The sequence below is a fragment of the Flavobacterium sp. SLB02 genome (genome assembly GCF_009664855.1).
Taxonomy (GTDB): domain Bacteria; phylum Bacteroidota; class Bacteroidia; order Flavobacteriales; family Flavobacteriaceae; genus Flavobacterium.
Window position 1 is genome coordinate 6,183,463 of sequence record NZ_CP045928.1, and the last position, 19,818, is coordinate 6,203,280.

Annotated in this window: 21 protein-coding genes and 1 tRNA gene; 9 read left to right on the forward strand and 13 right to left on the reverse strand. The window is 34.1% G+C overall.

All coding sequences use genetic code 11. The features are described 5' to 3' along the window. Nucleotides 1-239 precede the first annotated feature (239 nt). Both GIY83_RS23925 and GIY83_RS23930 read left to right on the forward strand, forming a co-directional pair. Nucleotides 240-1,499: a putative DNA modification/repair radical SAM protein gene (locus GIY83_RS23925; RefSeq protein WP_194616835.1), complete on the forward strand. Its 1,260-nt coding sequence runs from the start codon at nucleotides 240-242 to the stop codon at nucleotides 1,497-1,499. Nucleotides 1,500-1,719: 220 nt separating this feature from the next. Then, nucleotides 1,720-2,502 (forward strand): TIGR03915 family putative DNA repair protein, encoded by a 783-nt coding sequence (locus GIY83_RS23930; protein ID WP_194616834.1) that lies wholly within the window; start codon nucleotides 1,720-1,722, stop codon nucleotides 2,500-2,502. A gap of 23 nt (nucleotides 2,503-2,525) precedes the next feature. On the opposite strand, the gene GIY83_RS23935 is transcribed toward GIY83_RS23930, so the two are convergent. Further along, nucleotides 2,526-4,106, reverse strand: a complete 1,581-nt coding sequence (locus GIY83_RS23935) for a Na+/H+ antiporter (protein ID WP_208683858.1) — start codon at nucleotides 4,104-4,106, stop codon at nucleotides 2,526-2,528. A gap of 18 nt (nucleotides 4,107-4,124) precedes the next feature. Next, a complete protein-coding gene (locus GIY83_RS23940; RefSeq protein WP_208683860.1) occupies nucleotides 4,125-5,021 on the reverse strand; it encodes an AraC family transcriptional regulator in 897 nt (298 codons plus the stop codon). Between the two features lie 191 nt (nucleotides 5,022-5,212). Here GIY83_RS23940 and GIY83_RS23945 point away from each other — a divergent pair, with 191 nt between their 5' ends. Next, nucleotides 5,213-6,193, forward strand: a complete 981-nt coding sequence (locus GIY83_RS23945) for an aldo/keto reductase (RefSeq protein WP_208683862.1) — start codon at nucleotides 5,213-5,215, stop codon at nucleotides 6,191-6,193. A 280-nt stretch (nucleotides 6,194-6,473) separates the two neighbouring features. Here the strand turns inward: GIY83_RS23945 and map are convergent, their stop codons facing one another. Both map and GIY83_RS23955 read right to left on the reverse strand, forming a co-directional pair. Further along, on the reverse strand, nucleotides 6,474-7,238 hold the full coding sequence (map, locus tag GIY83_RS23950; protein ID WP_194616830.1) for a type I methionyl aminopeptidase: 765 nt from the start codon (nucleotides 7,236-7,238) through the stop codon (nucleotides 6,474-6,476). A 172-nt stretch (nucleotides 7,239-7,410) separates the two neighbouring features. Then, nucleotides 7,411-8,100, reverse strand: coding sequence for a Sir2 family NAD-dependent protein deacetylase (locus GIY83_RS23955; protein ID WP_229029166.1), 690 nt, complete (start codon nucleotides 8,098-8,100; stop codon nucleotides 7,411-7,413). A 180-nt stretch (nucleotides 8,101-8,280) separates the two neighbouring features. Between GIY83_RS23955 and GIY83_RS23960 the strand changes: the two genes are divergently transcribed. Continuing rightward, nucleotides 8,281-8,757, forward strand: a complete 477-nt coding sequence (locus GIY83_RS23960) for a GNAT family N-acetyltransferase (protein WP_194616828.1) — start codon at nucleotides 8,281-8,283, stop codon at nucleotides 8,755-8,757. Between the two features lie 110 nt (nucleotides 8,758-8,867). On the opposite strand, the gene GIY83_RS23965 is transcribed toward GIY83_RS23960, so the two are convergent. Then, complete coding sequence (locus tag GIY83_RS23965) at nucleotides 8,868-9,125, reverse strand: hypothetical protein (RefSeq protein WP_194616827.1); 258 nt, start codon at nucleotides 9,123-9,125, stop codon at nucleotides 8,868-8,870. A gap of 318 nt (nucleotides 9,126-9,443) precedes the next feature. Here GIY83_RS23965 and GIY83_RS23970 point away from each other — a divergent pair, with 318 nt between their 5' ends. The 3 genes from GIY83_RS23970 to GIY83_RS23980 are packed head-to-tail and all read left to right on the forward strand — an operon-like array spanning nucleotide 9,444 to nucleotide 11,340. Further along, entirely contained in the window at nucleotides 9,444-10,382 is a 939-nt protein-coding gene (locus GIY83_RS23970; protein ID WP_208683864.1) for a ring-cleaving dioxygenase, read from the forward strand. A 38-nt stretch (nucleotides 10,383-10,420) separates the two neighbouring features. Next, nucleotides 10,421-10,711, forward strand: a complete 291-nt coding sequence (locus GIY83_RS23975) for a GNAT family N-acetyltransferase (protein ID WP_208683866.1) — start codon at nucleotides 10,421-10,423, stop codon at nucleotides 10,709-10,711. A gap of 11 nt (nucleotides 10,712-10,722) precedes the next feature. Then, complete coding sequence (locus GIY83_RS23980; RefSeq protein WP_208683868.1) at nucleotides 10,723-11,340, forward strand: alpha/beta hydrolase; 618 nt, start codon at nucleotides 10,723-10,725, stop codon at nucleotides 11,338-11,340. A 147-nt stretch (nucleotides 11,341-11,487) separates the two neighbouring features. Here GIY83_RS23980 and GIY83_RS23985 read toward each other — a convergent pair. Then, nucleotides 11,488-11,561 (reverse strand) — tRNA-Met (locus GIY83_RS23985). A gap of 153 nt (nucleotides 11,562-11,714) precedes the next feature. On the opposite strand from GIY83_RS23985, the gene GIY83_RS23990 reads away from it, so the two are divergent. Beyond that, nucleotides 11,715-12,107: an START-like domain-containing protein gene (locus GIY83_RS23990; protein WP_026984135.1), complete on the forward strand. Its 393-nt coding sequence runs from the start codon at nucleotides 11,715-11,717 to the stop codon at nucleotides 12,105-12,107. Between the two features lie 54 nt (nucleotides 12,108-12,161). Beyond that, nucleotides 12,162-13,001 (forward strand): aminotransferase class IV, encoded by an 840-nt coding sequence (locus GIY83_RS23995; protein WP_208683870.1) that lies wholly within the window; start codon nucleotides 12,162-12,164, stop codon nucleotides 12,999-13,001. Here the strand turns inward: GIY83_RS23995 and GIY83_RS24000 are convergent. From GIY83_RS24000 to GIY83_RS24030, 7 genes are all read right to left on the reverse strand, one after another. Next, on the reverse strand, nucleotides 12,998-13,558 hold the full coding sequence (locus tag GIY83_RS24000) for a YqgE/AlgH family protein (RefSeq protein ID WP_194616813.1): 561 nt from the start codon (nucleotides 13,556-13,558) through the stop codon (nucleotides 12,998-13,000). The genes GIY83_RS23995 and GIY83_RS24000 overlap by 4 nt on opposite strands. 128 nt (nucleotides 13,559-13,686) lie before the next feature. Beyond that, the gene (locus tag GIY83_RS24005; RefSeq protein ID WP_017498096.1) at nucleotides 13,687-13,959 is read right to left on the reverse strand and encodes an HU family DNA-binding protein; all 273 of its coding nucleotides are present in this window, start codon (nucleotides 13,957-13,959) and stop codon (nucleotides 13,687-13,689) included. Between the two features lie 180 nt (nucleotides 13,960-14,139). Next, nucleotides 14,140-15,087: a methionyl-tRNA formyltransferase gene (fmt, locus tag GIY83_RS24010; protein ID WP_208683872.1), complete on the reverse strand. Its 948-nt coding sequence runs from the start codon at nucleotides 15,085-15,087 to the stop codon at nucleotides 14,140-14,142. Then, nucleotides 15,087-16,982, reverse strand: a complete 1,896-nt coding sequence (locus tag GIY83_RS24015) for an ATP-dependent DNA helicase RecQ (protein ID WP_208683874.1) — start codon at nucleotides 16,980-16,982, stop codon at nucleotides 15,087-15,089. Before GIY83_RS24015 ends, fmt begins: the two co-directional genes overlap by 1 nt. A 64-nt stretch (nucleotides 16,983-17,046) precedes the next feature. Beyond that, entirely contained in the window at nucleotides 17,047-17,580 is a 534-nt protein-coding gene (locus GIY83_RS24020) for an AAA family ATPase (protein ID WP_194616810.1), read from the reverse strand. A gap of 388 nt (nucleotides 17,581-17,968) precedes the next feature. Next, nucleotides 17,969-18,751 carry a hypothetical protein gene (locus tag GIY83_RS24025; protein ID WP_194616809.1) on the reverse strand — a complete coding sequence of 261 codons (783 nt, stop codon included), beginning with the start codon at nucleotides 18,749-18,751 and terminating at the stop codon, nucleotides 17,969-17,971. A gap of 17 nt (nucleotides 18,752-18,768) precedes the next feature. Beyond that, a complete protein-coding gene (locus GIY83_RS24030) occupies nucleotides 18,769-19,683 on the reverse strand; it encodes a S9 family peptidase (RefSeq protein WP_194616808.1) in 915 nt (304 codons plus the stop codon). Nucleotides 19,684-19,818 lie beyond the last annotated feature (135 nt).

Below are 19,818 nucleotides of genomic sequence, written 5' to 3' on the forward strand. Positions count from 1 at the left end.
CTCTTATTGAGATAGCTATGTTTGTTGTAAATAAGTGAAACGCCTTTTTTAAAGAGACCAAAACTATGTCTCTATGTGTTTAAAAAAAATGTTTTCAATGTTTTTATTATTAATTAGTTGAGATTGCTTTATTGAAATTTGATACAATTTAGAACAATCAATTTCAGATTTTTTGCATCATAAAAGAGTAGTTTTGAGATGAAACAAATTTAGTTTTTTAACCACTAAAAAGGCTCAAAATGGTACATGAAAGAGTGATGGAGAAGTTGTCGATTTTGGCTGATGCAGCGAAATATGATGTGTCATGTTCGTCAAGTCAAAGTAATCGCAAGAATAAGGATAAAGGATTAGGAAATGCAAAAGGATATGGTATTTGCCATTCGTATACAGAAGACGGGCGTTGTGTTTCGTTGCTGAAAATTTTACTGACCAATCATTGCATTTTTGATTGCGCGTATTGCGTAAGCCGAAAAAGTAATGATGTAAAACGTGCTGCTTTTACCGTGCAGGAAGTGGTTGATCTTACAATTGGTTTTTACAGAAGAAATTATATCGAAGGTTTGTTTTTGAGTTCTGGCATCTTTGATAACCCGGATTATACGATGGAACGTTTGGTAAGGATTGCCAAGAAATTACGATTAGAGGAAAATTTCAATGGTTATATACATCTTAAAGCAATTCCCGGAGCAAGCGATGAATTACTGCAGCAAGCCGGAATGTACGCCGATCGGTTGAGTGTAAATGTCGAAATGCCAACAGAGAAAAGTCTGAAATTATTGGCGCCCGATAAAAATCATATCGATGTGATCAAACCAATGGAATATCTGAAAAATGAAATTGTTGGTCACAAAGAAGAAAAAAAACTCAACTACAAAGCGCCAATTTTTGCTCCGGCGGGGCAAAGCACGCAGATGGTGATTGGTGCAACCCAGGAAAATGATATGGAAATACTGGGAATGGCCAATTATTTTTATGATCAAATGAACATGCGACGCGTTTATTATTCCGGCTACGTACCTATAAGTTATGACACCAGGCTTCCTGCAATAGGAACTCCGGTTCCTATGATTCGCGAAAACCGTTTGTATCAGGCCGATTGGCTGATTCGGCTCTACGGCTTTAATGTAAATGAAATTGTAGGTTTTGATCAGCCTAATCTTGATCTGGATATCGACCCCAAATTAGGTTGGGCGTTGCGCAATATGAATCAGTTTCCGGTTGATGTCAATACGGCCGATCTCGAACTGATTAAGCGTATTCCGGGTATTGGGTTTTTGAGTGCAAAAAAAATTGTGGCGGCAAGAAAATTTAAAAAACTCGTTCCTCAGGATTTGCAAAAATTAGGAATTGCCTATACGCGCGCCAAATATTTTCTGGCTTTTGCAACGCCATTTCAATTACAAAAGGATTTAACGTCGATTCAAATCAAGAATCATATTTTAGATACGCAAAAGAGTAAATACAAAAATGACTTTTCGAATCAACTTGCTTTATTTTAATTAAATGTATTGGGTGTAATTTTTTACACAAAGATACATAGCCTTTATTTACCTAAAAAAGGCGTTTCACTTATTTAAAATTTACATAGCTATGTGAAAAAAATGTATTTCTTTTTTATCTCCTTTACGAGACATAAAAATCTATGCTTCTATGTGTTTAATAATATTTTTTTGTGGCATGTGCAAAGCAAATAGAATTACAATCGCTGAATTAAATTAAATGACACAGGTAATTTACGATGGAACTTATGAAGGCTGGATTACAGCCGTATTCGAAATTTATGAATATAAATTGAAGGATATTGTTTTTGCCAAAAACGAAGCTTCTGCCGATTTGCTTTTTTCGACCAATCATATCGTGATTACAGATGAGGTAAAAGTAAAACGCGTTTTAAGCGGTTTGCAAAAACGTCTTTCGAAAAATGGACTTCAGGGTTTGTATCACGCCTTTTTATCAGAAACCCATAAGATCGAAGAAATCATGTTTCGGTATGTACAATATGTATTGTCAAGTTCTGTAAATGTAGAAGATGATTTTGGTCATAATGATGTTTTAGAACTTCGAAAAGCCATTCGACTGACCGGGAAAGAAGCACATCGAATGGAGGCATTTGTCAGGTTTCAATTAACAAAAGACCAATTGTATTATGCAATCGTCGAACCCCATTGCAATGTCCTGCCTCTTATAGAAAATCATTTTAAAAACCGTTATGCTGATCAGCGCTGGTTAATTTATGATGCAAAGCGTAAATATGGTATTTATTATGACCTTAAAAATGTTTCGACAGTAGCATTACAATTTAATACTGAATCTAATTCTTTTAAATTCTTAGCCGAAATAAGCGATGAGGGCGAAGAACTTTTTCAGGATTTATGGCGCAATTATTTCAAGAGTGTCAATATCGAATCCCGAAAAAATACAAAGCTTCATCTTCAGCATATGCCAAAACGATATTGGAAAAATCTGACGGAGAAAATTCCGGATATAAAGGATCGGATTTAGTAGAATGCTATAATAAATGACTTTTAAATATAACGTAATTTTTCCTCTTCAATATCTAAATAATGCATTTGTCGCCTAATGATGGTTTCATCCAGAGTTTGGTCTTCTTTGTTTTTACTGATCAGCCATTGCCTTTGCTTATTTAATAAATCGAGATAAATTACTTTAAGCTCTTTTCCTATTTCTTCATCATCAATGCCATTACTGTATTGTTCCCATTTGTGAATAAGATGCTGTAGCGAAGTATTATGTTCGATCTGATCGCTATAATTGGTTTTAAGATAATCTAAAGCAAATTCCGCCAATTCATGACGCAGGTTATTGTGAGCTTCTTCTTTTGGAAGAGGATCATAGACATCTGTAAGATTGATTTTTTTAATGAAATACGGTAATGTGAGTCCCTGAATAACGAGGGTTAAAAGAATAACGATAAAAGTGATAAACAAGATAAGATTTCGCTGCGGAAAGCCATTGCCATTATCTAGATAAACAGGTATAGATAAGGCTGCAGCCAATGATACTACGCCTCTCATTCCGGTCCAGCCCAATATAAAGGGAGTTTTGTAACCGGGATTTCTACTATCGGCAACGGTAATAAAATTTCGTGCAATAAGAGTCACAAGGACCGCACCGTAAGAAGATAAAATCCTGCTGGCAATTAAAACAAATGTTATCAAGACACCATAACCAATTGCCGACGAAATGCTAACAGCTTCGACTTTAAGTCCGTTTGTAATTTGTGGCAGATCTAGGCCAATCAGCATAAACACAAAACCATTGAGTATAAAAGTAAGACTCTGCCAGACATTTATACCCTGCAAACGAGATCTACTGCTCAAAAATCGGTGTCGGTTGTTCGACAATAACAATCCGCCACATACAACCGCCAATACACCGGAACTATGAACTTCTTCGGCAGCAAGATATATAATATACGGCGTTGCTAGTGATAAAACGATATCTACATTGGCATCTGTAGGTAAATATTTGTGCGCTTTCATAAAAAGCCATCCAATTAATAAACCAATTCCAACGCCACCAAATATCATCCAGCTAAAACTTACTGCAGCTTTATAAAATATAAACTGCTCTGTCGCTACGGCAATCATCGCAAATCTGAAAATAATTAAGGACGAAGCATCATTCAGTAAACTTTCGCCTTCTAAAATCGATGAAATAGTTTTAGGCACTTTTACAAATTTCAAAATAGCACCGGCACTTACCGCATCAGGAGGCGATACAATTCCGCCCAGGACAAAACCCAATGCTAATGAAAATCCCGGTATGATATAATTCGCAACTAATGCTACAGATAGTGCCGAGACAAAAACAACGACAAAGGCAAAACTGGTAATAATACGTCGCCAGCGCCACATTTCTTTCCATGAAACCGTCCAGGCAGCTTCGTATAATAATGGCGGCAGAAATATAAAGAAGATAAGATCAGGTTCGATTTGTATTAAAGGTACTTTGGGAATAAAACTGATAGCCAATCCAGCCAATACTAATAATATTGGATAAGCTACTTTTATTTTATTAGCCAACATAATCAGTAATAAAATAATAATTAACAGACCTAAATAAAAAGGGAAATTCTCAAGCATTCTTTTGGTTTATGGATTTTAGTTTAAACTTCTGTATTCAATTGGGGTGTAACCCGTATTCTTTTTAAACATTCGATTAAAATGCTGCGGATATTTAAAACCCAGTTCAAATGCGATTTGACTAATCGATTTATCAGTATCAAAAATTCGTTCCTTGGCTAAGGTAATTAATTTTAACTGAATGTGTTCCTGAGCAGATTTGCCTGTTTCTTTTTTAATTAAATCTCCAAAATAATTAGCAGAAAGATGCAAACGATCTGCAAAATATCCCACCGAAGGCAAACCTGAATCTTGCGCGTTTTCAGATTGAAAATAGGCATTTAGTAAGTTCTCAAATTTTGATAAAATATCAGTATTGATATTCTCACGGGTAATAAATTGTCTGTCGTAAAAACGCACACAATAATTTAAAAGTAGCTCTATGTTATTACTTATAATGTTTTTGCTGTGTTTATCAATAGACTGGCTTAATTCATATTCTAATTTACTAAATAAATCTTTTATTATTTGCTGTTCTTTCAAAGATAGATGAAGCGCTTCGTGCGAGTCATAAGAGAAGAATGAATATTGACTTATATTTTTAGCCAATGAAGTTCCTCTTATCAGATCAGGATGAAAAAGTAATGTTAAACCTGTAGATTTATAATTGTCTGTATTATTAACCTCAAGTACTTGTCCGGGGGCTACAAAAACCATTGTACCATCATCATAATCATAATTATTACGCCCGTATTTTAGTTCGCCGCAATTTCCGGCTTTTAAAAATATAGCATAAAAACTAAAGTGTATGCGGATATGATTGGGGAGTGCTTTACTATTAGAATTATCAAAAACACTTATTAAAGGATGCTGTGTTTCAATATCTTTTAATTGATTGTACTGTGCAACTTTTTCGAGTTTTATGATACGATCCATGATGCGTCTATGAAATTATACATACAAATATACTACTCAGATTTTTAATAACTTAGCTTGATTATGCAAATCAGTAAAAATGGTTAGAATGGCAGTAATATGTATTATAGACAGCTGGAATTATTAGAGGAAATTTGTAGTATTAAAAATGATAATCAAGGTATCATATCAATATTTTTAAAAATTAAGTTATGGAAAAGAGAATATTAGGAACTCAGGGTTTAGAAGTTTCTGCACTGGGATTGGGTTGCATGGGATTAAGTTTTGCCTATGGTGCCCAAATAGAAAAACAACAGGCTATAAAAATAATTAGGGAAGCCTATGAACAGGGTATTACTTTTTTTGATACTGCCGAAGCATATGGTATTGCCAATGAAGAGTTGGTAGGAGAAGCTTTAAGCCCGTTTAGAAAAGAAGTAGTTATTGCGACCAAATTTGGTTTTAAAGGAGGACAGGCGTTTAACGGACAAGACAGCCGACCAGAAAATATCAGAGCTGTTGCCGAGGAATCTTTAAGACGTTTAAAAACCGATGTTATTGATTTATTCTACCAACACAGAGTAGATCAAAATGTGCCAATGGAAGATGTTGCAGGAACGGTAAAAGATCTTATACAAGAAGGGAAAGTAAAATATTTTGGAATGTCTGAAGCGGGTGTATCCTCTATTCGAAAGGCACATGCCGTTCAGCCAGTGTCTGCTTTACAAAGCGAATATTCTATTTGGTGGAGAGAACCTGAAGTAGAAATTTTGCCAACACTTGAAGAATTAGGAATTGGTTTTGTACCGTTTAGCCCTTTAGGAAGAGGATTTCTAACAGGTGCAATTACCGAAAGTACAAGTTTTGAAGCGACCGATTTTAGAAATTCGTTACCTCGTTTTAGTGAAGAAAACAGAAAAGCCAATCAAAAATTAGTGGACTTATTATCTTCCATTGCTTCTCAAAAACAAGCAACTCCTGCGCAAATTGCATTGGGTTGGTTGTTGGTACAAAAAACCTGGATTGCTCCAATTCCAGGAACAACAAAATCACACCGATTAACAGAAAATATTGGTGGAGCCTCAATTAAACTATCTGTAGATGATATTAAAAAAATTGATGATGCTTTTGCCCAAACCACCATACAAGGAGATCGATATCCTGCACAATTGCAAAAATCGGTAGACAAATAAAAAAAATAAAACTCTTAGTATAATTATTTTTAACACATAGTCCCGATAGCTATCGGGATTGTAAAATTATAAAAGGCGTTTCACTAGCATTAATTCATCCCGATAGCTATCGAGACTATGTGTGAAGAAACTTGTTTCTTTTTTATCCTCTTTTACAGTTCTATAACCTATGTTTCTATGTGTTAAATTGTTTTTATTCTTAATTAGACCCTCAACACACAAAACCCTTAAATAATTTTAGTATTTAAGGGTCTGTTTTTAAGTATCGTTTGAGAATCTGTTAATTCCAGATTCCGTTCATTTCGGTTAAAATAATAGGTTTGCCGTTCGTAACCACAATAGTATGTTCGTGTTGCGCCATATGTCCGCCTTTGTTGCCTACCATCGTCCAGCCATCCTTAAGTTCTACCGCAATAGAGGATGAGGTCGAGATAAAAGTTTCAATTGCTACAACAGAATCTTTCTTAAAACGCCTTTGATCAAATCGGTTTTTATAGTTTAATAATTCATCCGGTTGTTCGTGTAAGCTTCTGCCAATGCCGTGTCCGCCCAGATTTTTGATTACTTTATAACCTCTTTTTTTAGCTTCTGTTTCGATAAGATAACCTATTTCAGAAATTTTTACTCCGCCTTTTATATTGTCTATTGCTTTTTGTAAAATATCTTTTGATGCGTCAACCAGTTTTTGGTGTCCGTTTACATCTTCACCAATTACAAACGAACCTCCGTTATCTGACCAGAAACCATCCAGTTCTGCCGATACATCAATGTTTATTAAATCACCTTCGTTAAGAATTCTTTTATCTGAGGGAATACCGTGACAAAATTCATTGTTTACACTGATGCAAGTCCATCCCGGAAAACCATACGTTAAATAAGGAGCCGATTTTGCGCCTAATTCATTCAGGATTTTTCCGCCATAATCGTCTAGTTCTTTTGTCGTCATTCCTGCTTTGGCAAAGTTTCTCATTTCTTTCAAAGTATAAGCCACAGCTTCACTGACCTTTTGCATTGCTATTAATTCTGACTCTTGTTTTATTGACATGATTTTATTTTTTCTGATTTTTTAATTTTCGTTGATCTTAGCAGATGTTCTTAAATATTTCTTTTATGGTTTTAAGATTTTCCGTTGAGGTGCCTCGAATAATAATTTTATTTTTCTTGTCTTTAATTAATTTTGTAAATAAATTATCCTCTGTATTGATATCAACAATTGTTCATCCGTATTTTAAAGTTGTTTCAGCAATTGCCATTGGTAAATTTGTTGCGCCGGAAGTACCAACAATAAAAAGAATACCTGAATTTTTAGCAATCTTCAAAGAGCTAAATCTTTTGTTTGTTTTTTCATCATAACGCTCATCAAACCATAAAATATTTGGCCTCATCCAGCTGCTGCATTCTTTGCATTTTAGTAATTCAATATCGTTTGCGGTTAGATCTTCATCGATATCTTTTCCTTTTATTTCATCAGCAAGATGTACTATTTCTTTACAGCCATTAGAACATTTAATCTCTCTGTTATTGCCGTGAATTTCGTAAATTCTCTTTGTTCCCGCCCGCCTGTGTAAATTGTCTATGTTTTGAGTTATTAAATGAAATTTGTCTTCCAAAAGATTTTCAATCTCTACTATTTCGCGATGACTTTCGTTGGGTTCAGCATTTTCAAACATTTTTTTTCTAAAAAGAGAATATTGCCAAACCTCTTCCGGGTGTTCTTTAAAATATTTATAAGTTCCAAATTCCTCCGGTTTATGAAACTGAGTTCCTTTTATCCATATCCCGTCTATTCCTCTGTAAGTTGGTATTCCGCTATCAGCAGAAATTCCGGCGCCGGTCAAAAAGGTGAACAAATTTCGGTTGTTTTTATCATAAACCTTCTTTGTTATTTCATAAAGTTGTTCTTCCATACTTTGATTTTTGTTTAATAAAAGAGCAAATAGTTTTGTCTTTATGAATTTGAAAATGAATTATTAAATTCAAAATTAATTATTTTCGACCAGAATTAACTACACCATTTGCAAAAGCTAAAAATGAATTTTTCTAAACACTTTTTTATTGAATCAAAAAGGATTTAATATATTTGAAATATGAGTACAGATAACAAAAATATAACGATCAGGCCTGCTGCCAATACTGATTTGCCTAAGCTCGCCGAATTCCTGCAGACTCTTGTTGACGCAGAACGACCATTTGATCCAACGCTAAAAGAGGGTGAAATATTCTATTATGATATACAGGAATTAATATCAGATAAAGCGACAGAAATTTTGGTTGTCGAAAGTAATAACGAAATTATCGGAAGTGGTTACGCGCAAATTCGATCTGCAAAACCATATGAAAAACACGAAGTATTTGGATATCTCGGCTTTATGTTTGTAAGCCCGGAATTTAGAGGACAAGGAATTAGCGGTTTATTACTCACCGCTCTTAAAAAATGGATTTTATCTCAGGGAATAACAGAGGTAAGGTTGCAGGTCTATGACGAAAATGAATCAGCAGTTAAAGCCTATGAAAAAGCAGGTTTCAAAAAAATCGTCACAACAATGCGCTGCGATATTGGTTAAGTCTTTTTGACAAAGTCAATTTTAAAGTTTTCGAAATAAATTTACCAAACAAGCCCTTAAACAATTACTGTTTAAGGGCTTGTTTGGTAATAAATATGGCAGATAATTTATTATTTCTCTTCCTGTAAACCATCAACAGCAGAAATCTGGTCCAATATATTGGTTTGGTTGGGCGAGATATAGTTTTTTACTTCAGAAGGGGCTTCTTTCTTAAAAAGAATGTCTAATGCATTGTAAAGCTTCAATAAAACGTCTCTGTCTTCTTTTTCAATTTCTAAAGCACTATTAAAATTAAAAACATAATTATTCGAATTGCGTACTTCTACTTTGATCGTTTTTGATGTGATTTTAAATTTAACTATATCCATATTGTTAGCGCATTAATTATTTTACAAAAATGGGACTTTAACCCCAATTAGCATTATTATTTTTTATGTTTTTTTATGTGTAAAGAAAAGTTTTAGATAATAAGGATTTGAAAGAGTCTATTTTTGAACTTAATGTGATAGACTACACTTTTGATATAAAACCTTATCTTTTATATGAACAACAATTTAGGCCTAAAATTGACTTCAGTATTTTATTCATTTCTGAGTTTTATTTCTTAATCTAGGTTAACCGGGAAACAGCAAGAGCTGAGGTAAATTTGTAAAAGAAAATCAAAACAACTTAATACATAAAATATCATGCAAAATCAAATCTTAGGCTTACACCATATTACCGCCATTGCAGGCGACGCTAAACGTAATTTCGATTTTTATTCAAAAATACTCGGATTAAGATTCATCAAAAAAACAGTGAATTTTGACGACCCGGGAACCTATCATTTTTACTTTGGCGATGAAGTGGGAAGCGCAGGAACCATCTTAACCTTTTTTCCTTGGGGAGAAGGAATTCAACAAGGAAGAAAAGGATCTGGAATGGCGACAGAAATTGGTTATTCTGTTCCTAAAGGAAGTCTTGATTTTTGGCAGAAACGTTTTGAACAATATAATGTAATCTACAATAAACCGGCAGAAAAATTCGGCGAAAAATATCTTACTTTCCTTGATCCGGACGGGTTGAAATTAGAGTTAATCGAATCTAAAACAGGAGACAACAGAAAAGGTTGGGAAACAGATGAAGTAAAAGCTGACGCAGCAACAAAAGGTTTTCATAATATTACGCTGACTTTAAACGACATTAAACCCACTGCAGCAATCTTAACAGAAATATTTGGTTACAAATTGATTGATCAGGATGTAAACCGTTATCGTTATGCAACCGATGCAGTAGAAAATGCCGCAATTGTTGACTTGGTAGAATTGACAGATGAAAAACGCGGACATGTTGCCAACGGATCTGTACATCACGTAGCTTTTAGAGTTCAAAATGACGAAATTTTAATGCACTTCCGTGAAAAAATCGAAGCTTACGGATTGTCAATTACACCGCAAATAGACAGACAATATTTTCATTCGCTATATTTTAGAGAACCAGGTGGAGTTTTATTTGAAATCGCCACCGATAATCCAGGATTTACAGTTGATGAAAGCTTAGAAGAATTAGGTCAAAACTTAAAGCTTCCCGCACAATACGAATCTCAAAGAGCAAGTATTGAAAATCATTTGGTTCAAATTAATTAAGCTAAAAATTTGTAAATTAGATTCTTAAGAGAAAATATATGGAAACAATAAAACTGGAATTAGACGAGAAAAAGCATGGAGCCTTTAATCTTTATGTTGATGATAAAAAGCTGGGCGAAATGACAGTAAGCATAAAACCAGATTTGCTCACGGTTTATCACACTGGTGTTGAACCTGAAGGAGAAGGAAAGGGATATGCCAAGAAACTTTTAGACGAAATGACGTCGTACGTACGCGCCAATAATTTGATGGTCTTGCCGCTTTGTCCGTATGTGCATGCACAATTCAAAAAACATCCGGATGAATATCTGGATATCTGGAAAAAATAATCTTAGAACTTATGAATATAGAAACTATAACAGACGGTGTGCCTTTAAATGATGCTAAAAAGGCGCTGATCATGATTCACGGACGTGGTGCAAGCGCTCATGATATTCTTTCGATTTCAAAACATCTGAATGTCGATGATTTTGCCTTGGTTGCCCCTCAGGCAGAAAATAGAACCTGGTATCCTTATTCTTTTTTAGCGCCTATTAATGAAAATGAGCCTTCATTTTCAAAATCATTAGAAGCTATTCATCAGGTTGTTGTTGCAATTCAGCAAAACGGAATTGAAAAAGAGAATATCTATTTTCTGGGATTTTCTCAAGGTGCTTGTCTGGCTTTAGAATTTACTGCCAGAAATGCCGCTAAATACGGAGGCGTTGTAGCATTTACTGGTGGACTTATTGGCGATAAGATTTATGAAAATCATTACGAAGGAAACTTCCAAAACACACCAATTTTTATCGGTACCAGCGATCCCGATCTTCACGTACCTGTTGAAAGAGTAAATGAAACAGAAGTGCTTCTGAAAAAAATGGGCGCAGCTGTTACTAAAAAAATCTATGAAAATATGGGGCATACCATAAGTCAGGACGAAATAGATTTGGCAAATGAACTTATTTTTGGGAAGTAGAGGTTTTAAGTTTTATTTACTTTTTCTTTGAGTTAAATTTATCTTTTTGCAAAATTTCTATCTTGAGTCCTTACTTGATACAATTTTTCGAAACAAAATTCCAATAAAAAACCCCTAATCAATTGATGATTAGGGGGTTGTTTTTTGTAGCGAGGACGGGAGTTGAACCCGTGACCTCAGGGTTATGAATCCTGCGCTCTAACCAACTGAGCTACCTCGCCAAGATTGCAAGTGAACCGTGTTCCTCATTGCGGGTGCAAAGATAGAAATAATATTAAAGGTTGCAAGAATAAAATGAAGAAAAAAAAATATTTTTAAAAATGCATTGTTTTTGGACATATATTCTTATATTTCGAAAAAATTAAAAGTAGCACATGGATCCAAAAATACGTTACGAAATCGAGTTTCCTATAAATTCTTCGCCGCAATTATTATATCAATATATATCAACACCGTCAGGTTTGTCAGAATGGTTTGCAGACAATGTAAACTCACGAGGCGAATTTTTCACTTTTATCTGGAATGACTCGCAGGAAAAAGCGCGTTTGGCTTCTAAAAAAACAGGAGAAAAGGTAAAATTTAAATGGGTTGACGAAAGCAGTAAGGATACGGAATACTTTTTTGAATTGCATATCTTAGTTGATGAACTGACTAAAGATGTATCATTAATGGTAGTCGATTTTGCAGAAAAAGAAGAGGTAGGAGAAGCTAAACAATTGTGGGAGAATCAGATCTCAGATCTGAAACATCTTATAGGATCTGTTTAGTAAAATTCTATTTTATACCTTATATTTGCCCTGAACAAAATTCAGGGTTTTTTTATGATCAATTTTAACGGAAACATAGTAGCACAGGACGATAATATATTAACTCAAAATCGTGCTTTTTTGTATGGAGATGGTGTTTTTGAAACACTAAAAATAGTCAATGATAAAATCTTGTTTCTTGAAGATCATTATTTTAGATTAATGGCTTCGATGCGTGTGGTTCGTATGGAGATTCCGATGAATTTTACAATGGAATATTTTGAAGAACAGGTTTTAAGTCTTGTAAATCAAAAAAATATTTCTTCTTCGGCCAGAGCCAGAATTACTGTTTTTAGAAATGACGGAGGTTTGTATTTACCAAAAACCAATGAGGTTTCATTTTTAATTCACGCAACTGCACTTGAAAGCACTTCTTACGCACTAAATATTGGAGAATATGAAGTTGATTTGTATAAAGACTTCTATGTAACCAAACAATTATTATCGTCGATTAAAACGACTAATAAAATGATAAATGTTACCGGAAGTATTTTTGCTCACGAAAATGGTTTGGCTAACTGTCTTTTAGTCAATGATACTAAAAATGTTGTCGAAGCATTACAAGGAAATTTATTTATGGTAGTGGGTAAAAAAATGATCACGCCGCCAATTTCTGAAGGTTGTTTAAACGGAATAATGCGTAAACAAATATTATCTTTGGCTAAAAAAGTAGAAGGCATAGAAGTGGTAGAAGAAATAATTTCGCCATTTGATCTTCAAAAAGCTGACGAATTATTTCTGACAAATGTAATCACGGGGATACAACCGATAACTAAGTATCGAAAAAAGGAGTTTACAAGCAATCTGGCTCATTTATTAGTGCAAAAACTGAATGAATCTATATCTGAAAATTAATTCAGATACGGATTTTCAGGTGCATTCGACCAAATAAGATAGTCGCCTCCGAGCTCAATAATTTGCTCTTTCCAAAAATGGGTGGTCGATTTTCCGATAATTTTGTTTTTATAACTATTATCAGTAATGATCCAGGAATTTCCCTGCATTTCACTCTCAAGCTGATTTTCGTCCCAACCGGTATAGCCTAAGAAAAAACGAATATTGTTTTTACCAATAGATCCGTCGTTTATTAAGTCTTTAGTCGATTCAAAATCACCTCCCCAATAAATTCCGTTAGAAATCTCAACACTGTTAGGTATCAATTCCGGAATATTGTGAATAAAATAAAGGTTGTCCTGTTCAACCGGGCCTCCGTTATATATTTTGAAACTGGCTTCAATTTCAGGAATCAGGTCATTAATAGTGTACTTTAACGGTTTATTAATGATGAAACCTATTGATCCTTCTTTGTTATGGTCTGCTAATAAAATTACCGATCTATTAAAAGATAAATCTCCAATTATAGAAGGCTCGGCAATAAGCAGGTGTCCTTTTTTTAATTTTTCTGAAATCATACGGCTACAATTTTTATTAAATTTAATCATAAAATTTTTAAAATCCCAAATAAAATCGTTAAACCGCACAAAAAAACCCTCCATGGGGAGGGTTTTGATTATATTATAAGTTTAGAGAACTTTCTTACTTAGTTCACTGCACCTTCTAATTCAGCTCCAGCTTTGAATTTTACAACATTTTTAGCAGCGATTTGAATAGTTTTTCCAGTTTGAGGGTTTCTTCCGTCTCTAGCAGCTCTAGCAGATACTGACCAAGATCCAAAACCTACTAATGAAACTCTACCACCTTTTTTCAAAGTAGCTCCTACGTTTCCTAAAAATGACTCTAAAGCTAATTTTGCCGCAGCTTTTGTGATTCCTGCATCAGCAGCGATAGCATCGATTAATTCTGATTTGTTCATAATAATTAGTTATTAATTGTTGGTTAAAAAAAATTGTTAATACACAAATTTAGTAGGAAATCCGTTCCTTGCAAGTGTTTTCTTTAATTTTAGCAAAAATTGTTGATAACTTGCTTTTTTTGTTCATAACGCTAGTTGTTTTCACCTCAAAATCAGATAAAAACCCCTGTTTTACTGACCTTAATAGACCTTTGCGCTATCAGAAAAAGTTATCCCATTTAATAATTCTGCCACTTGCATTCTCTTTTTTCCGGGTAATTGTAAACTTAAAAGCTGAACAAAGCCATCTTTGATCGCAATTTTGATTTCTTTTTTACTGCTAATCAAGCTTCCAACTTCATAAGAATGGCTTTCTGAAACCAGTTTGGCCTCGTATATTTTGATGCTTAATTCTTCGTTTTTATCTTTTAAGAAACACCACGAAGCAGGATAAGGACTTAATCCGCGAATTAAATTATTGATTTCGTCTCCGGATTTCGTCCAGTCGATCTTGCAATTTTCCTTGTTGAGTTTGTAGGCCGTTTTAATTTCGGCATCATCTTCCTGAATTGTTGTTGTTACTTTTCTGCTTTCAATAACTTTTAAGGTATCAATCACAGTTTTGCTTCCCAATAACATTAATCGATCATGCAATTGTCCTGCATTTTCTTCCGGTTCAATGGCGATTTCTGAATTTAGGATCATTGCACCTGTATCAATTTTGTCGTCAATGAAGAAAGTTGTAACTCCGGTTTTGGTTTCTCCGTTAATAATAGCCCAGTTAATAGGTGCAGCACCACGATAATTGGGTAATAAAGAAGCATGAAGGTTGAAAGTTCCCAAACTAGGCATTTCCCAAACTACTTTTGGCAGCATTCTAAAAGCAACAACAATTTGCAAATTGGCATTAAGCGCTTTTAATTCAGTAAGAAAACTTTCGTCTTTTAAATTGGTTGGTTGCAATAAAGTAAGATTGTTTGCCAAAGCATACTCTTTTACTGCTGAATATTTTATTTTTTGTCCGCGTCCTGCCGGTTTATCCGCGGCTGTAATAACGCCAACAACATCATAATTGTTTTTGATAATGGTATCCAGAATGCCAACGGCAAATTCCGGGGTTCCCATAAATATAATTCTCAATTTTTCCATTATAATTTTAAAGTGTATTTATTGTTTGCCTGAATGGTGATATAATTGTTTTCAAGTAATTCCTGAAGTGCCAAAATTACATCATTTGCATCTAATTTTATTTTGGTTTCAATTTCTCTTGAAGTCAACGCTGCTGTCTTTAATAAGTGCAGAATTTTATCTGCAATCGAATCGGCTTCGGTAATTTTTCCTTTTTGAGTAATACAATAGGAGCAGACTCCGCAATTTTCTGTAGTTTCTTCTCCAAAATAATCCAGGATCAATCGGTTTTTGCAGGTTTTATTGTCCTTTATATAATGCAGAACAGATAAAAGCTGGTCTTTTTTAAGTTGATTTTGTTTTTCGAGATATTTTGAAACTCTGTTTATGGTAAGATTATCTTCGCGAACTTCATTAAATAATATAGTAGCGTCGTTATTTTTAGATTTGTATTCAATAATTTCTTTCTCTTTTAGTTTTTCTAAAACAGCAGAAACCTGTGCTTCGGTATGATTTGATTTTTTGGCAATTAGCGAAATATTAAATGGCATTTTCATTTCGTAAATCCCCGGATAAGTTCTCAGGATTGCCAGAATGATTTCTTCGTCATTAGAGTTCAGACTCATATAGCGAATTACTTCTTTCGATTCAATTAAAAACTGCATCGTAATTTTTTCAGAGAATTCCTGAGACATCGTAATAATTCCCTGCTGGTTTAAAAATTGCAGAGCATTATAGGTTTTAAGGGTAGGGAAGTCGTACTTCTGGCAAAAATGATTCAGTTTAAACGAAAAAGAATCGTCTAAACCTTCGCCATAGGCAATCTGAAAATAATTGCAAAGTTTCACATACATAGTATTCAGAAACTTTTTATCCGGTAAAATACTTAAAAATTGCTGTTCAGACTGAATGCTGTCTGACGAATTTGTCAATACCACAGAAAAAGCTTTCTCACCATTTCGTCCCGCTCTTCCGGATTCCTGATAATAGTTTTCTATATTTTCAGGAAGCTGGGTATGAATAACCGTTTTTACATTGTCTTTGTCGATTCCCATTCCAAACGCATTGGTGGCTACAATTACCTGCGCTTGTTCAGACATCCACAATTGCATGTTTTTGTCTTTTTCTTTTGATGAAAGTCCACCGTGATAATAAGTTGCCTTGAATCCTAAGGATTGTAATTGCGTCGACATATTGAGGCACGATTTTCTATTTCGTACATATATAATAGAAGGCTGCGGATTTTTCTTTAAGATTTGTTCTGTGCGATACAATTTGTCCTCGACTTCAAAAACCATATAGGCAATATTTTTTCTTTCAAAAGATTGCTGAAAAATTATTGGGGCTTTCAATCCTAATTCAGTTTTAATATCTTCAATGACTCTTGGAGTTGCTGTAGCTGTTAAAGCTAAAAACGGAATCTTTGGAAAATGCTTTTTTAGTTCTGAAATCTTCAAATATGCCGGACGAAAATCATGTCCCCATTGTGAAACACAATGCGCTTCATCAATTGCAATTAAATTTATTGGAAGATTTTTTATGCGTTCCAAAATCCAGTCAGACTGAAGTCGTTCCGGGGAAAGGTATAAGAATTTGTAATTTCCGTATTGGCAATTGTCCAGAAGATCAATGATTTCTTCGGTATGAATTCCGCCTGTAAGCGCAATTGCTTTAATCTCCCTTTTTTGCAAATTTGCCACCTGATCTTTCATCAAAGCGATCAAAGGCGAAACGACCAGGCAAATACCCGGCTTCATCATGGCCGGAACCTGAAAACAAATCGATTTTCCACCGCCGGTTGGCAATAGGGCAAAAGTATCCTGACCATCCAAAACCGAGTCAATAATCTCCTTTTGCAACGGTCTAAAACTGTTGTGTTTCCAGTATTTTAAAAGAAATTCTTGTGCTTCTGGCATGGTCTCGTTTTAAAGTTAAAAAATTTAGAAATCAGTTTCTAGTTTTGCAACTTTAAACACCTGCCTAAATTTTATCTAAGATATAAAGAATTCTGTTGTCAACCGTATCTTTTGGCACTTCAATTAAGTCGTAGCCATATTTTTTATAGGTTTCAACAAGGTGTTTCTGGATCGTTAGCGCCTGTTCGAAATTTTCGTAGCGCTCGGTGTCGCATTCGTAAATTTCTTCCCAAGGTGGTAAAATAAAAGTTTTAGTGTATTTAAGATCCTCACAAGCCTTTACAAAGTGCTCCGGATAATCATCGCCTATATAATCCATATAAGCTACAACATCAGGAATGCCGCGATCTATAAAAACTACATTGTCGGGTTCTTCAAGAGCGTCTTGGTATTGTTTGATACGTCCTTCCAGCAACATTTCGCTAAACAATAAAGGTTGTTCCAGGAACAATTGGTCGATACCACGTTGCTGTGCTTCGAGTGTAACTTGTCTTGAAATTTCAGGATAACAACAGTAGCCACGAGCTACCAATTCGTTAATAAGAGTAGATTTTCCCGTTCCCGGGCCACCAATTAAAACTATGATTTGTTTTTGCACTTTCTTAAAATAAAGCGCAAATTTACCTAAACTTATTGTATTTAAAAAGATTATTTTGCCTTGAGCGAATGATTTCGCAATTTTAGGTGATATTGTTGCTACTTTTGGCTAAAACTGGACTAAACCAGCCCTATAAAATGAATCGTTCCTCCGCAACTCCAACGAAAGAGAGTCGTAGACTCGGCAAATATTGTAGGGCTGGACTTTAGTCCAGTTTATCTAGGATAATTATATTGTTGCTAAGTTGGTTATGAATAGCTACAAGTTTTTGAAAAACCTTGTAGGAGATAAAAATAGAATTCTATTTTGACTAGCCGTTGGTTTTAACCAACGGATTTATGAATTTGATGATTTCGGCTTTAGCCAAATATTTTGATGATTTTTATTTTTATGCGCTACCCGAAATATTCAGATCTGAATAATTGTGCTTCGTTAAATTTATTTTTAAACTTATATTACAATTTCCTCCATCATTCATTTGAATTAAAGAATATTTAAAACCTTTTTCATCACGTGGATCCTTGCAATAACTATTTATCAAAACTTCTTTTTCTTGGTTTTCGTTTATTATGACAATACATTGATTTACATATTTGTCAAATTTTCTGAGTTTTGACGCATTATCAAAAAAACATTTTTTTAAAATTTGATCGATTTCAGCTAATTCCTTTTGGTTCAAATCTGAAGGTTTTATGGTGTTTGGTTTGTAATTAAAATAACTTTTATGAAATTCTTCTTCAAAAGAGAAAAAGGCATAATTATTATATTTTTCAAGATTCAATTTGTTTTTTGTTTGAAGCAGGTTTTTTTGAATTTCAATTTTTAATGGGAAATCACCTCCAATAAATTCAATAAAATTATTTTTGATTACTGCTTTTTCGCTTCTATTATAACGAAATCTTGTTCGGCTGAAATAAATTGTATCATTTTTAGAATAGCAGAAATCATTAAATTTTTCTATTTTATCGTGATTCTCATCTTTTTCGATAATTGTAAAAACATAAGAGCTATCAGAGAAGAATTGAAATCTGATGCTTGCTTTTCCAATAAAATTATAGTTGTTAAGAGCTGATAGCTTTTCTGTTTTTTGTGTAGTTTTTTTTGTTTTATCTTCTTTACATTGTGTAAATAATCCTAAAACAACTAATGATAATATGATTTTTACTTTCATGAAATTATTTTATTAATTTACTCACAAAACAAATATTTTCCAGAATCCTTGCCCCTCTTCTCCGACGGGATAATAATATGTGATTCAAATCTTTTTCCTTTCAAAACATCATTTACAAAATCCAGAACATATTGTTGTCCCTGATGAAAAAGATAGCCTGAGAATTCATGTCCGCCGCCGCAAAACGTAATCAGTTCAATATCTTTATGGAGATCATTCATATGATTATAAACCGCATAAGAACCAAAAAGAATCAACCAGCCTGAAGCGTTTGTTGGGCAGGAACGATGTGAACCAGCTGCATATGGAACTGTATCATCATTATTTCCGTGTGCTAATAACATTGGAATCGCTTTTTCTTTTGTGATTAAATTGATGTCCTGAATAGCGCCCGAACCACCAATGAAACCTTTGTATTTAAAGTTTTCAGGAAGATTGTTTTTATATAAATTCATGAGTTTATAATCCCAAAACGAGGCATGAAAACCAATTTCGGCACCGGCACTAATTCCTGAAATGAATATTTTTGATGCATCAAGATTGTATTTGTTGGCATTTTCGATCAGGAATGATGTGGCTTGCCACATATCGCTTACACCAATTTGTATTGCTTTTATCTTTTCGGTCAAGGTTCCTTTACAGCCAAAATCCTTTCCTTTCATATATAAACTGTATGAAATGCTGGCAACTGCGTAACCGTTTTTTGCCATAAACATTCCAAAATCTTTTTCACTTGTACGTTCTCCGCCAGAAAATCCACCGCCAAAAGCAAAAATGATCAACGGAATTTTTTCGTTAGTTTTCTTTTTGGGTAAGTATAAATCCAGATCCAGTTTGATGGTATCATTCTGAAAATAAGTCATCGTTTTGATTTCCTGTGCCTGAAGATTGTTGATTATAAGTGCGATAAGAAGTAAAAGGATTTTTTTCATAGTGTTGCGGTTTAATCTCGAAAAGTCGCAGTAGCAAAGTTTTTTAAGATTCTTGTTTTGTGATTTAGCGAGCCAATTTTTGTGTAATACTTTCTCAAATATAAAAGTTCGCCACGAATTTCACGAATTTTCCCT

Excerpts from the sequence above, each read along its gene's own strand:
- GIY83_RS23990 (WP_026984135.1), top strand. The coding sequence starts at position 11,715 with ATGGATCCAAAAATACGTTACGAAATCGAGTTTCCTATAAATTCTTCG.
- GIY83_RS23925 (WP_194616835.1), top strand. The coding sequence starts at position 240 with ATGGTACATGAAAGAGTGATGGAGAAGTTGTCGATTTTGGCTGATGCA.
- map (WP_194616830.1), bottom strand. The coding sequence starts at position 7,238 with ATGTCAATAAAACAAGAGTCAGAATTAATAGCAATGCAAAAGGTCAGT.
- GIY83_RS24005 (WP_017498096.1), bottom strand. The coding sequence starts at position 13,959 with ATGAACAAATCAGAATTAATCGATGCTATCGCTGCTGATGCAGGAATC.
- GIY83_RS23970 (WP_208683864.1), top strand. The coding sequence starts at position 9,444 with ATGCAAAATCAAATCTTAGGCTTACACCATATTACCGCCATTGCAGGC.
- GIY83_RS23940 (WP_208683860.1), bottom strand. The coding sequence starts at position 5,021 with ATGGATCGTATCATAAAACTCGAAAAAGTTGCACAGTACAATCAATTA.
- GIY83_RS24025 (WP_194616809.1), bottom strand. The coding sequence starts at position 18,751 with ATGAAAGTAAAAATCATATTATCATTAGTTGTTTTAGGATTATTTACA.
- GIY83_RS23975 (WP_208683866.1), top strand. The coding sequence starts at position 10,421 with ATGGAAACAATAAAACTGGAATTAGACGAGAAAAAGCATGGAGCCTTT.
- GIY83_RS23935 (WP_208683858.1), bottom strand. The coding sequence starts at position 4,106 with ATGCTTGAGAATTTCCCTTTTTATTTAGGTCTGTTAATTATTATTTTA.
- GIY83_RS24000 (WP_194616813.1), bottom strand. The coding sequence starts at position 13,558 with ATGATTTCAGAAAAATTAAAAAAAGGACACCTGCTTATTGCCGAGCCT.
- GIY83_RS23980 (WP_208683868.1), top strand. The coding sequence starts at position 10,723 with ATGAATATAGAAACTATAACAGACGGTGTGCCTTTAAATGATGCTAAA.
- fmt (WP_208683872.1), bottom strand. The coding sequence starts at position 15,087 with ATGGAAAAATTGAGAATTATATTTATGGGAACCCCGGAATTTGCCGTT.
- GIY83_RS23930 (WP_194616834.1), top strand. The coding sequence starts at position 1,720 with ATGACACAGGTAATTTACGATGGAACTTATGAAGGCTGGATTACAGCC.
- GIY83_RS23960 (WP_194616828.1), top strand. The coding sequence starts at position 8,281 with ATGAGTACAGATAACAAAAATATAACGATCAGGCCTGCTGCCAATACT.
- GIY83_RS23945 (WP_208683862.1), top strand. The coding sequence starts at position 5,213 with ATGGAAAAGAGAATATTAGGAACTCAGGGTTTAGAAGTTTCTGCACTG.
- GIY83_RS24030 (WP_194616808.1), bottom strand. The coding sequence starts at position 19,683 with ATGAAAAAAATCCTTTTACTTCTTATCGCACTTATAATCAACAATCTT.
- GIY83_RS24015 (WP_208683874.1), bottom strand. The coding sequence starts at position 16,982 with ATGCCAGAAGCACAAGAATTTCTTTTAAAATACTGGAAACACAACAGT.
- GIY83_RS23965 (WP_194616827.1), bottom strand. The coding sequence starts at position 9,125 with ATGGATATAGTTAAATTTAAAATCACATCAAAAACGATCAAAGTAGAA.
- GIY83_RS23955 (WP_229029166.1), bottom strand. The coding sequence starts at position 8,100 with ATGGAAGAACAACTTTATGAAATAACAAAGAAGGTTTATGATAAAAAC.
- GIY83_RS23995 (WP_208683870.1), top strand. The coding sequence starts at position 12,162 with ATGATCAATTTTAACGGAAACATAGTAGCACAGGACGATAATATATTA.